The organism is Coleofasciculus sp. C1-SOL-03, assembly GCF_040220555.1.
GTDB lineage: Bacteria > Cyanobacteriota > Cyanobacteriia > Cyanobacteriales > Coleofasciculaceae > Coleofasciculus.
Map to the genome: position 1 here is coordinate 1 of NZ_JAVJUO010000064.1, position 12,432 is coordinate 12,432.

Genomic DNA, 12,432 nt, shown 5'->3' on the forward strand with positions numbered 1-12,432 from the left:
GCATGATAACTAATTATCTAAAACTTTGACTTTATTTGCTATACTTTTATGTATGGCAGAACAAAGACGGCATAAGATAACTGAAGCGGCTGAGATTCTGGGGGTAAACCCTTGGACTCTTAGGCGCAAGGTGTACAAAAACCAAATTCCCTACATCAAAGAGGAAACGGGTCGGGTGTACATTCCCGCTTGGTGGGTTTCCCAACAGGCCGGAGATCAACCTAAGTCATCAGATATTCGCTGTGCAATATATGCACGAGAGTCATCTTCTGAAAATAAGGCAGCGATGTCCTCACAAATTGATGGATTGACTCGGTATGCCACTGCCAAAGGATATCGAATTGTATCGATAACCAAAGAATTTGCTTCTGGGTTAAACGACAACCGGAAAAAACTGCACAAGTTATTCGCTGCGTCAGAAGAGTTTGATGTATTACTGGTAGAAAATAAAGATAGACTGACTCGATTTGGTTTTAGATGGTTTGAGTCATTGGCTCCTTTTCGGATAGAAGTGATCAACTCAGCCGATAACTGCACGAACGACTTGATGGAAGATTTAGTGGCTATTCTCACATCATTTGCCGCTCGACTATACGGGCAACGTCGGGGACGGAAAAAAACGCTTGCAGCGATTAAGATATTAGAGGAGACCGAATAATGGCATCAAGAAAAAAAAAGAACTTGATGAAGCGCACAGCCAGAGTTTACCTGAATGACTTGAATGTGGGAAAATCCGAGGTTGTGCGTCAATTCTTGTTTCAATGCCATGATGTCATGCAGTACTTTGTTGACCTGTTTTGGCAGCGAAAAGAATTTTCCGGGAAACTGGCTGACCTGCCAACCGTTCACCGAGCCAAGAAAAAGTTTGGCATCACAACCCGTTTGGGGCAAGCACTTGCCAAACAAGCAAGTGAGTGTGTTTCTTCTGTTCACAAGAAAGATAGAAAACGGAAACCTCAACTTAAACGGCACACAGTTACCTTATTTTACCACTTCGTCACTATCTCTCCCTTTAAAAAGAAGGGCTTTGATTGGTGCGTCAAACTGATCGGCTCGGGGGCGCCCAAGTTAGTTATCCCGCTCAAGTCCACCTCAGTCATCAATCAACGGATAGCTCAGGGATGGCAACTCTCTAAAACGATCCGCATGGGGTTGAAGAAAGGGAGATTATGGATTGATTTTATCTTTGAGAAAGTTAGACCTCCCTTGAAAACATCAGGTCAGGTAGTGGGGATGGATTCCAACTACAAAAATGGCGTCGTCTTCAGTGACTCACAGGTAGTTGGACAAGATATTTATCAACGAATTCAGGGGTTTAAAAAGCGTCAAAAGCATACCCACGCCGAAATTAAATCTCGGTTGGGTCATGCCCTGAAGAAAGTTGATTGGTCTTCTGTAAAAGTTCTCAGTATTGAGGACTTAAAGAAGGTTAAACAGGGAAAACGAGGGACGTTCTCTCGCCTGTTTAACAGGCGGCTGTCTCATTGGCTATATCGTACTTTGGTGCAGTTGTTGGAGAGGAAGTGTGAGGAGGAGGGGATTCAGCTAGTGGTGAAAGACCCCTTCAAGACCTCGCAGTTCTGCTCGAACTGCAACAGATGGGATAGACGAAACCGAAAAGGTGACAGGTTTAGGTGTGTTCATTGTGGCTACCTTGCCCATGCTGACCACAATGCGGCACACAACTTGGAGCTTTTAGGCTCGGCGGGAGTTTATGGTCTCCGTTCCTACTTAAGTTCAAAACGTCAAAGTTTTGGATAACCATTGCTATGATGATGGAACATCCTTTGCCCGGTCAAGGAGGTCGTCATCGTCAAACTATCTCTTATGGACAATCTCCTGATTTAAGTCTTTCGCCTAGACAGGCTCTGGCTAGAGAGATTAGAGATGCGCGATCAATTTATTGGCGTCAGGGACTTTATACGCCAGAAATTAGACGCAGCTTACAGGATATTATCCAGTTCAATAAGTTAGGTTGGCAGGGTATTTTTGAGCAGGGAGAAAATAGCTGATGTCACAAACCAATTGGATTCGTGTCTTAGAGGCTAATAAATTGATGCGATCGCGCCAAGAGGTGATCGCCTTTGAAACGGCGTTAGCTGAACTAGCAAAGCATCCTCAAACCGAGGATTTACCCACCTTACATCTCATGTTCGATGATCGCTGTGAACAGCCAGAGGTCATGTTTAGTCTGCTTCATTTTCTAGAATCCTTTGATTTACAGCAACAGCTTCAAGCATTTATTACTGTGGCGCCTCAGTTAATCGGGTTGGCTCAAGATTGGGCGAGAATCATCCATACTCGGATTTTAAATGATGATTCGGCTTGTCAGTTGTATCGAGAGTTGTTACATTCGGTTAACTCACAACACCCAAATTTTATCCGTCAATTGCTTGAAGACAGCGCTACTCGTCATTTAACCGATCTGAATTCGCCAGGGGAGTTAATGAAACAGGTTTGAGACAACTCAGTCTACCCTATATATATAGGATCAATCCCTTAAAAATCCGGCATTCATCCCATCATGGCACCCCGCAAACGCCGCCAAACCCAACCCCCTCCATCCCGCCATCCCTGGGCGCCGGATACAGAATTAGTCGGACTCGTCTTAGAATTAATCGCCAACGCCCCAGACTCCCTCTATACTCAATACACCGTCGGACTTCACGCCTGGTTCTTAGATCAAGTCCGCCAAACTAACCCCGAACTCTCCGCCTATCTCCATGATGGTCAATCCGAGAAACCTTTCACCCTCTCGCGCTTAGACGGAGACTTCCTCACCTCTGGAAAAACCCTCAAACTCAAACCCGATACAACCTACCGTTGGTACATCACCGCCCTTTACCAACCCCTAACCCAATGGCTAGCTGAATGGGTTCATCACCTGCCAGATATAATTAAATTACGCCGTACTGTCCTGAAAATTAGCCGTTGGCACATTGCTTTAGCACCAACCACTTATCCTAACTTATTCACCCCAACCCCCACCCTACCCCAATCCCTAAGCCTCAGCTTCCTTACCCCCACCAGCTTTCGCCGCAAGGGACACCATTTCCCTTTACCAGTTCCCACGAATCTCTTCCACAGCTATTTGCGGCGCTGGAATGATTTTTCCGATCGCCCCTTTAACCAAACCGCCTTTTTAGACTGGGTAGAGGAAAATGTAGTGATTCAGCGTCACCGTTTAGAATCGATGAAAGTTGCAGCCGGAAAGAAAGGAGTCGTCACCGGATTCACAGGTGCGATCGCGTTAGGACTGGACTCAGGTGCCAGCCAACACCCAGAATTTAGCCAATTATTCCATACCTTAACCCAATTTGCCCCCTACTGCGGCACCGGACACAAAACCCCCTTTGGTTTAGGACAAACTCGCCTCGGCTGGTTATCCCCTGAAACCCCCGCCCTCCCCTCCATGGAAACCCTATTAGCCGAACGCATCAGCGAATTAACCCAACAATTTCTCGCCCAACGCCAGCGCCAGGGGGGAAATCGGGCGCAAGATATCGCCGAAACCTGGGCAACCATCTTAGCACGACGAGAAATGGGTGAATCCTTACAGGCGATCGCAGATGATCTAGAGATGCGTTACCAAACCGTTAAAACTTACGCCAAATTAGCCCGCCGTGCCATCTTGAACAATGACAGATAACAAGTATTTGTGTAGGGGCGGATTTAGGCACAATTGTAGGGGCGGATTTAGGCACAATTGTAGGGGCGGGTTTAGGGACTCAATTCAAATATCCACCAATAACGGAACAACAAAACCCGCCCTCCTCACCGATAAATGAACTCTGCACTTCCGACACCCCACACCCGACACCCGACACCCCACACCCCACACCCCACACCCCACACCCGACACCCGACACCCGACACCCGACACCCGACACCCGACACCCCACACCCCACACCCCACACCCCACACCCTGCCTACCTTTGACTTAGCTTGTCACCCCTTCAGCCCAAACCTTTCCGATGTGTGAGTTTCGCCAAAAAAACGGGAATCCTGAATCTAAGAAGGACAAAAGACAAAGCATGAGATTCCCCGAATGATACAAAAACTATCTACACCAACAATCGAATCCGGACAATCCCTACTGGGGCTACATCTAATCAGTCTCCTCGTCGGATACATCGTAGTCGGTTGGTTATTATCCCTTTATCAAGCCCCAGCCCTAATTTGGCTAGGAACCCAAGCCGTCACCGTACACTTAGCTTGGCGAGGCAAAAGCGCGATCGCCTTAGCCATCACTTGGGTGGTTGGCGTTGTCTGGATCGGCACCCTAGCCAGGGCGTACCCCCCCAGCCTACGTTTCAACTTTCAACTGTTAGTTATTGCCTTATTTTTAATCTGGCTTTTAGGCATAATTCTAGCTTTTGGTGTAGCATTTGCAAAACAACCGATACAAGCCACCGGATTAAAAAACACTCAAGCCTTTTGGTTTTTAGTCACCCTAGCTTTTAGTGGCTTAGCCGTCGGTCGAATTTTGGACATGATGGTTATACGTTAATCGTTGATCGAGCAACAAGCAGAAAACCAAATGATTATTACGGCTACCTTTTTGTATCAGCGATTCAATGTATCCTAACCTGAATAACACTGACTGAAGAGAAATGTCACTGACTGGTATGCTGGTGGGCAGTGCCCACCCTACAGGATATCCGGCTTGTAGTAAAACTTTTAGCCCTCTATTCTGTTGGGTTGAGCGAAGTCGAAACCCAACCTACAACCTCAAACGCCAGGAAATAACATTCCGAAACCTCAATCTAAAAAACCGGGTAATCGTTTTAACCCGTTTTAACGGGTTTAAGCTTTAAGCCAGAACTTTAGTTCTTGGCTTAATTATCAAATCAATCAAGGAGACAATAACGTGAAAACTTCAACCTTACCGGAACAATCTCAGCCAAAAATTCCCAACTATGCCGATAACCTCAAGCTAAAAAACCGAGTAATCGTTTTAACCCGTTTTAACGGGTTTAAGCTTTAAGCCAGAACTTTAGTTCTTGGCTTAATTATCAAATCAATCAAGGAGACAATAACGTGAAAACTTCAACCTTACCGGGACAATCTCAGCCCAAAATCCCCAACTATGCCGATCGCACGCCCCAGTATTACATCGACAAAATGGAGCCAGAACTCCGGGCAAGTTTCAATACCCAACAACTTCAGGCAATATTTAATCTGTTAGATGAGGCAATTCCTAAGCCATCACCCAAGATTGTCGATTTAAGATTTTTAGTCGATTTAATCGTTACCCGCTTCTATGTCGTGTTATTAGTTGGTAAAGATAGGCGACGAAAACCCCGGCGTTACATCCCCAAAGGCGTAGCTAAAGTTGGCAATGTGATCGCGGCGATTATCCTACTATTAGGCGCAAACCTGCTACTAAGCGCCAGTTTATTCCTATTCGCCTACTTACTCAAATCCTTAGTTGGTATCGATTTCTTTTCCGGCGATCGCCATCTTCCCGATATAATTAAAAGCATTTTCCAGTAAGTAGTGACAAGACACACCTTATTTGATGGATTAGAATTGTAGGGGCGCAAGGACTTGCGCCCGGTTTAAACGTCAAATCTATTCCACAATTTTAGCTGTGTCAATCCCGTAGTGGCGCGGCATACCTTATTTGATGGATTAGCATTACACCCATAAAACTTAATAAATCAGGGGCTAAAGCCCCTACTACAAACCCAACCTATTCCCAAATTTTAGCTGTGTCAATCCAGTAGTGCGAACGTCTCGCTCGCTACTGAGTAAGATTTAAAGACGTAACTTCCTATCTTCTGCTCTAGGTTTTAATAATCCAAATTCAAACACCTGCCGGAAATAATTGACAATCACAAAAAACAAAAACCCTAACGAGAGAAGCAGTTCAGCAAACTCTTGGTCTCTGGAAATAACGAATCCCAATCCATCGGTATATTCAAGAATGACAAGAGGATGCCTAAAATTAAAGCGCTGACATTACTCAAATTCCACGTCCAGCCCGGATAGGACTCTAAAAACGGAGAGATTTTAGCCAGTTGGGCAATGGCAGCACCGATACCAAACAGCATAAACATGATGCTGATGACTCGCGTAAAAATAGTGATCCGCCCTTCCAGGGCTTTAGTTTGGGGATAGAGGCTCATCCTTGATGTTTTGCCAGTAAACGTTGATTGCTTTGCAAAGATTAACGTTTACAATATCACAGTTGTTCCCACTAACCGTTACTATGGCTAAGTCCCTGGACATCAATTCTGTCCGCTGTGCTAAGAAATGTTAACAAGCCTCCAATCCTTACTGTTCCTTCCTAATCTCAACCGTCAACTTTAATTTTGTCCGACTACTTATGTATAATATTTAGGCAGTTCAGGGGCAATGGATGGATTGAATTCTTCCTCCTCCACACAAGCAGAACGGTTTCGGCGGCTTCAGAGTCGGTTGCGCGATCGCTGGTCTAGTATTGATCTGTTTGACCAGGACGATCGCGACATCTTGGTGGTGCCATCTGTGACTGTGGATCAGCGGGAACTGGCGAAGATTCCCGGTTTTCTCCACTATGAGGAACGGCTGTTATTTTCCCTGATTCGCTTACGCAATCCCCGCACCCGCCTGATTTATGTGACGGCGGTACCGCTATCGCCGATTGTGATTGATTATTACTTGCAACTTTTACCCGGCATTCCCTTTTCTCACGCTCGTGAGCGTTTGATGCTCCTCTCCACCTATGATGGCTCACTCAAACCCCTGAGCCAAAAAATATTAGAACGTCCCCGGTTAATGGCGCGAATTCGTCAGGCGCTGCGTCCGCACAAGTCGTACATGGTTTGTTATAATTCTACCCCGTTTGAGCGAGAGTTATCGGTAAAACTGGGTTTACCGCTTCTGGCACCTGACCCCGATTTACTCCACTGGGGTACCAAGAGTGGGAGTCGGGAAATTTTTCAACTCAGTGGTATTCCCCATCCCGATGGCTGCGAAACGCTGTGGACAGTGGAGGAGTTAGTCGAAGCGGCGGCGGTGTTGTGGGAACGTCATCCCGATTTAAAGCGGATAGTGATTAAACTCAATGAAGGCTTTTCTGGGGAAGGGAATGCGATTCTGGATTTGAGAAAAATCCCCGACGCTGCGCCAGGGAAAGCGTCTCATGATCAACGGGTTGCCGCTATCCACGAAGACTTAGACCATTTAGGCTTTCAGGCAAATAACGAAACCTGGACTCAATTTTCCAGTCGCATCCCAGAGTTAGGCGCGATTGTCGAGGTCTTTATCGAAGGAGAGAAAAAGCGATCGCCCAGTGTGCAAGGGTATATTACACCTCATGGTGAGGTGAAGATACTCTCCACCCATGATCAAATTTTAGGGGGTCCCGATGGTCAGATTTATCTGGGCTGTCGATTTCCCGCTGATGCCGCTTATCGCTTACCCTTACAACAGATGGGAATTAAAGTGGGTCAGATCCTGGCAGAAAAAGGTGCGATTGAGCGGTATGGCGTGGATTTTGTCGCCGTTCACCAGCCGGAGAAGGGGGAGAATGTCTGGGAGTTACAGGCGATCGAAATTAACTTACGCAAAGGGGGAACCACCCATCCATTTATGTCGCTGCGGTATTTAACCAATGGTCATTATGACGCCTCAACGGGTTTATTTCACAGCCAGCAAGGTCGCCAGAAGTATTACATCGCTACGGATAATTTACAACGGGATCATTACCGAGGGTTAATGCCTAATGATCTGATGGATATTATTACCCATTATCGCCTGCATTTTGATAGCAGTACCCGGACTGGCAATGTGTTTCATCTGATGGGTGCCCTGTCGGAGTTTGGCAAACTGGGATTAACCTGTATTGGCGATTCCCCACCGGAAGCAGAGGCACTGTATAACCAAGTGATGCAAGTGTTGGATCACGAAACCACAGGGACTGATAATGACCAATTTTCTTACCCCTGTGAACCGATTTCCTGGTTCTCCAACTAATCCAAGCACATATTGAACGGCTGAAACGGCGAAGTATCAATAATCAACCTTCTGCCTTCTGCCTTCTGCCTTCTGCCTCCTGCCTTCTGCCTTCTGCCTTCTGCTATACAGTGTACAGAAGTTATGTCCAGGTACTTATCCGGCACAATGAAAACTAGAATCGCATTCAACAGCTAACTCGCCATGCAAATTACCCAATGTCTCCATACGGCTATTCTCGTCTCTAACCTGGAGAGTGCCGAACAATTTTATGGCAACATCTTAGGGTTATCGAAAGTCGAGCGATCGCTAAAATATCCAGGTGTCTGGTATCAAATTGGCGATGTTCAACTTCACCTGATTGTTGACACCACACTCTCCACTCACCTGCAAAACCCGAAAAAATGGGGACGCAATCCTCACGTCGCCTTCTCGGTGGCTAACTTAGATGATGCCAAAACTAAGCTATTGGCACATAACTGCCCGATTCAAATGAGCGCGTCTGGTCGGGCGGCTTTATTCACTCAAGATCCCGATGGTAACATCATTGAACTCAGTCAAGTTTAGTCCTTTGTCATTTGTCCTTTGTCATCATTAAACTCTTGCCCTCAGTCAGGGCGGGTTTAGTTACATCTGGGCTAGATCAGAAACGAGAGTCGTGAAACCCGCCCCTACAAACCATGTCCGAAAAGCGTTGCGAAGGGTCAAAAATGCGAATCGTCGCCTATCTCTATACTGATCCCCTGTTAGAATCTCCTCCAGATCCAGTTATCTGGGGGTGGGAAGTGGATCACGTCTATCAAGATTTGGGGGGGCGTCAACAGTGGCGACAACTTCTCGCTGATTGTCAAACTGAACCGACTGATTATCTGCTGATCCGTCGTTTGGAGGAACTCGGCGACTCTATTACCCAAGTGAGCGATCGCCTCACTCAAGTCCAAGATTTAGGCGTTATTGTCATGGCAACCGAACAATCCTACTCCTCCCATGACCCCAACTCCCAAACCAACTTACTCCAACTCCTCAGTGAAGTCCAGCAAGAAGCCAGTTCTCGCCGCCTGCGTCAAGGACATGCCCGTAATCGCCTCAACGCCTTACCTCCACCCGGAAAAGCCCCCTACGGCTACCGACGGGGCAAAGACCGCTATATTCTGGATCGCAGTACCGCCCCGTTAGTCAAGGATTTTTTTGACCAATTTCTGCTGTACGGCTCATTACGCGGTGCGGTGCGGTATCTGGAAAAAAAGTATAGTAAAAAAATCTCCGTGGCAACAGGTAAGCGTTGGTTAACCAGCCCCGTCTATCGGGGTGATCTCGCCTATCGCCATGGAGAAGTGATCTGTGACACCCATAGCCCGATTCTCAACCGCGAAGAAGCTGCTCAAATCGACCGCCTGCTGCGTCGCAACCGTCGCCTCCCCTCTCGAACCGCCAGCGCCCCCCGTTCCTTAGCGGGTTTAGTTGTCTGTGGTGACTGTCACTCCCCGATGAGTGTCACCAGTGTCACTCGCCCCCGCCAAACCTGGGAATATCTTTACCTGCGTCCGGTTAACTGTCCCAAACGTCCTAAATGCCGTGGGATTCCCTACCAGCAGGTTTTAGATTCCACAATTCAAGCCATTTGTCAAGAGTTACCCCGTGCTGTAGCCGGAATGAACCTCCCCAACTTGGATGAGGTCAAACAATCTCTAATCAGGCAGATGACTGAGAAAAAAGCGGTATTAGACCAGCTTAACCACTTAACCGCCACAGGTGTCCTAGATAATGAAACCGCCCAGCTTCGCGCCTATAAACTTCGCACCGAACAGTCTCAACTCCTTTCCCAGCTTGCTTCCCTACCCCCTGTGAATTTAGGCGCGATCGCCCAAACCGTATCCATTCCCCAATTCTGGTCAGATTTATCGGAATCTGAGCGCCGATTTTACTTTCGAGAATTTATTCGACAAGTCCAACTCATTCGCCAGGGTAAAGAGTGGCGGCTTCAACTGATTTTTATCTTTTGACAAAAACGGTATCATACAGGAGTCCGAATAGAGTATGATATCTAGCTTGGGTGCATATCGTGACTCATGTAAGTTATCCTGATTATTCTATTCATACTAGGTAAATCGAGGATAATCCCATCCCAACCAGGTGCAACTGCCTCAAACCACGGATGAATTAGAACGTTAGCGAGAGGCTAAGACCTGGGAATTTTTATGGATGCTGCTGAATTGCTAAAGGGTTATGCTGCCGGAGAGCGAGATTTTGAGGGAGTTGAACTCCGGGGAGCCTATCTGACTGAAGCAATTCTCAATGGGGCGAATCTGAGGCGCAGCGACTTGAGCGGTGCTAATCTCAGTGGTGCTAGTTTAAAAGGATCAAACCTGAGCGAAGCCAATCTGAGTCAAGCCAACTTAAGCGTGGCTAATTTAAGCAAAGCTGAACTCAACGATGCCAATTTAACGGCGGCTGAGTTAGTTAGATCCACGTTGATTGAATGCAACTTAAAACGGGCTAATTTGACGGGGGCGCATCTGCGGGAAGCCAGCTTGATGTTTGCCAATCTTGCCCAAGCCTGTCTTTATCAAGCAGATTTACACGGCGCGATGCTGCACCAGGCTACTTTACATTGGGCAAGCTTAAAGAATGCAGATTTAATTGGAGCAATCCTACAAGGGGCGGATATGAGAGGCGCTGATCTCTCTCAAGCCTGTTTGATTCGCGCTGATGTATCCAAGGCAATTTTAATGGTGGCTGATCTGCGGGGGGCAATTGTTATGGGGGCTAACTTTAAAGCTGCCGTACTCACGGGCGCTGTTTTACCAGATGGCAAGATGCATCAGTAATAGCGCTTCGCGCTGGGCAATAGGCAATAGGCAATAGTCGTAGGGTGGGCATTGTCCACCAGCCTTGAGCCAGAACCATTCCACTTAAGTGCTAAAAACAATCTGTCCATTCTGAATCGCGACTAACTGCATTTTCAACGGTCCGGCGGTAGAGGTTTGGTCTTGGGCGATCGCTCTCACCGCCAGAGGTTGCTCAGATTCGGCTAACTGTTCTATAAAGCGAATCAGGGTAGACGGATCACCATCGGCAACTTGAATCGAACCGAGAACTCCAGCGCGACGAGCGCGAAACTGAGAGGCGGCGAGTAACTGGTCAATGCGCTGTTGTACCGCCTTATTTGTCAAGGTTGAAGCATCAATAGAAACAGCAGCTAACACTTCCCCCGGTTGAAACACCATTTGATTGAGCGCTGCATCAGCAAAGGCTTGAATCGGCTTTTCCCCAACCACATAGTTTCCAGCCGAGAGAATTCGCACCACATAGTCGCGACCATCTTGAATTTGCTCGATTAACTGTTCGGCTTGGGCTTGAGTAATTTGAACTAAGGGTTGCTTCGGTGCCTCAGATCCGGGCAAAATGATTTCAGTGGCGGTTCGATTGGCTTCCCGCAGGAGTTGATCAACCGCCTCAGATGCAGCTGAGGGTTCAACAATACGCACCACGCCAAATGCCAACACTTGACCACGTAAAATTGCCACATTGCCCTGACGCAGGGCTTGATAGTTCTGATAATATTGCTCCAGAATATCGACTTGCCGTTCTAAAAACGCCAATTGTTGTTCTTGCTCTTGGAGTTGTTGGTTACGTTGGGCGATGAGGAGTTCCCGTTGGGCAAGTTCCTCTTCCAGTTGAGCCAAGCGAACTTCCCGTTGGGCGATCGCCTCTTTGAGTTCGGCTTGCAGTTCTTGAAGACGGGCTTCTCGTTGGGCGATCGCCTCCTGAAGACGAGCTTCCCGTTCAGCCATGGTTTCAATCACGTTATCTTTTTGGCCAAGTTCCTGCTCTTTTTCCCTCAGTTGCTGATTTCTCTGCTCAAGTTGTTGGTTTTTTAGCGCCAGTTGCTGGCTGGTTTCCTCCAGTTCCTGATCCCGTTGAGCCACTAACTCTTTAAGCTGGCTAATGTCTGCATTAAGTTGATTTCGTTGCTCAATTAACTGCTCACGTTCAGCCAAGAGTGACTGAATTTCTGAACGTAGATTACTTGCCTGTTTTGAGATATCTCGCAGTTGAGCTTGAGCCTTCTGGAAATTGCTGTTCAGTTCATCCAGACGCTGTTGTACTTTGGCTTGCTCGGCTCTAGTTTTAGCCAGTTCGCCCTCTACTTGTTGTTTCTGGGCATTAACAACTTCCACATCCCGACGCGCATGTCTAAGTTGTCGCAGGATGTTATCCAGTTGAAACACCCCTTCCCGCAGGGATTCACTCAGACCGAATAAAATACCCAAAGTTGAGGCAGAAATCAAACATCCCGTCATAATCGTCACCACCGTCGCCGTTTTACGAGGACGTAAGTTAAATAAACTCAGCCGCGCCTTGCCGACTTTCGTACCAATGCGATCGCCTAAGGTGGCGAGGACTCCTCCCAACAGTAATATTGCCACGATCAGGATGTAAGCGCTGGTCATCACGGTATTACGTCTGTCCAGATACAGCCTATCTTA

General features: G+C 47.3%; 15 protein-coding genes. 11 read left to right on the top strand and 4 right to left on the bottom strand.

From position 1 onward, the window contains the following. Positions 1-52: 52 nt before the first annotated feature. From RIE73_RS09890 to cas6, 5 genes are all read left to right on the top strand, one after another. Complete coding sequence (locus tag RIE73_RS09890; protein ID WP_446401028.1) at positions 53-658, top strand: IS607 family transposase; 606 nt, start codon at positions 53-55, stop codon at positions 656-658. Then, entirely contained in the window at positions 658-1,761 is a 1,104-nt protein-coding gene (locus RIE73_RS09895) for a zinc ribbon domain-containing protein (RefSeq protein WP_446401029.1), read from the top strand. Before RIE73_RS09890 ends, RIE73_RS09895 begins: the two co-directional genes overlap by 1 nt. Positions 1,762-1,769: 8 nt before the next feature. Beyond that, on the top strand, positions 1,770-2,012 hold the full coding sequence (locus tag RIE73_RS09900) for a hypothetical protein (protein ID WP_446401030.1): 243 nt from the start codon (positions 1,770-1,772) through the stop codon (positions 2,010-2,012). Then, complete coding sequence (locus tag RIE73_RS09905; RefSeq protein WP_446401031.1) at positions 2,012-2,461, top strand: Imm30 family immunity protein; 450 nt, start codon at positions 2,012-2,014, stop codon at positions 2,459-2,461. Before RIE73_RS09900 ends, RIE73_RS09905 begins: the two co-directional genes overlap by 1 nt. A gap of 63 nt (positions 2,462-2,524) precedes the next feature. Beyond that, positions 2,525-3,649 (top strand): CRISPR-associated endoribonuclease Cas6, encoded by a 1,125-nt coding sequence (cas6, locus tag RIE73_RS09910; protein ID WP_446401032.1) that lies wholly within the window; start codon positions 2,525-2,527, stop codon positions 3,647-3,649. 84 nt (positions 3,650-3,733) lie between these two features. Here the strand turns inward: cas6 and RIE73_RS09915 are convergent, their stop codons facing one another. Continuing rightward, complete coding sequence (locus RIE73_RS09915; RefSeq protein ID WP_446401033.1) at positions 3,734-3,925, bottom strand: hypothetical protein; 192 nt, start codon at positions 3,923-3,925, stop codon at positions 3,734-3,736. A gap of 124 nt (positions 3,926-4,049) precedes the next feature. Between RIE73_RS09915 and RIE73_RS09920 the strand changes: the two genes are divergently transcribed. Both RIE73_RS09920 and RIE73_RS09925 read left to right on the top strand, forming a co-directional pair. Further along, positions 4,050-4,511, top strand: coding sequence for a hypothetical protein (locus RIE73_RS09920; protein ID WP_446401034.1), 462 nt, complete (start codon positions 4,050-4,052; stop codon positions 4,509-4,511). A 530-nt stretch (positions 4,512-5,041) separates the two neighbouring features. Beyond that, entirely contained in the window at positions 5,042-5,497 is a 456-nt protein-coding gene (locus RIE73_RS09925) for a hypothetical protein (protein ID WP_446401035.1), read from the top strand. Positions 5,498-5,856: 359 nt separating this feature from the next. Here RIE73_RS09925 and RIE73_RS09930 read toward each other — a convergent pair whose 3' ends face one another. Then, positions 5,857-6,132, bottom strand: coding sequence for a hypothetical protein (locus RIE73_RS09930; protein ID WP_446401036.1), 276 nt, complete (start codon positions 6,130-6,132; stop codon positions 5,857-5,859). Positions 6,133-6,361: 229 nt separating this feature from the next. Between RIE73_RS09930 and RIE73_RS09935 the strand changes: the two genes are divergently transcribed. Continuing rightward, entirely contained in the window at positions 6,362-7,963 is a 1,602-nt protein-coding gene (locus RIE73_RS09935; protein ID WP_446401037.1) for a peptide ligase PGM1-related protein, read from the top strand. Here RIE73_RS09935 and RIE73_RS09940 read toward each other — a convergent pair. Further along, entirely contained in the window at positions 7,960-8,133 is a 174-nt protein-coding gene (locus RIE73_RS09940) for a hypothetical protein (protein WP_446401038.1), read from the bottom strand. The two genes, RIE73_RS09935 and RIE73_RS09940, sit on opposite strands and share 4 nt — an antisense overlap. Positions 8,134-8,146: 13 nt before the next feature. Here RIE73_RS09940 and RIE73_RS09945 point away from each other — a divergent pair, with 13 nt between their 5' ends. From RIE73_RS09945 to RIE73_RS09955, 3 genes are all read left to right on the top strand, one after another. Then, positions 8,147-8,509, top strand: a complete 363-nt coding sequence (locus tag RIE73_RS09945) for a VOC family protein (RefSeq protein ID WP_446401039.1) — start codon at positions 8,147-8,149, stop codon at positions 8,507-8,509. Positions 8,510-8,652: 143 nt separating this feature from the next. Then, positions 8,653-9,945 (top strand): recombinase family protein, encoded by a 1,293-nt coding sequence (locus RIE73_RS09950; protein ID WP_446401057.1) that lies wholly within the window; start codon positions 8,653-8,655, stop codon positions 9,943-9,945. 195 nt (positions 9,946-10,140) lie between these two features. Further along, positions 10,141-10,770: a pentapeptide repeat-containing protein gene (locus tag RIE73_RS09955; protein ID WP_446401040.1), complete on the top strand. Its 630-nt coding sequence runs from the start codon at positions 10,141-10,143 to the stop codon at positions 10,768-10,770. An 84-nt stretch (positions 10,771-10,854) separates the two neighbouring features. Here the strand turns inward: RIE73_RS09955 and RIE73_RS09960 are convergent, their stop codons facing one another. Then, complete coding sequence (locus RIE73_RS09960; RefSeq protein WP_446401041.1) at positions 10,855-12,396, bottom strand: DUF3084 domain-containing protein; 1,542 nt, start codon at positions 12,394-12,396, stop codon at positions 10,855-10,857. Between the last annotated feature and the right edge of the window lie 36 nt (positions 12,397-12,432).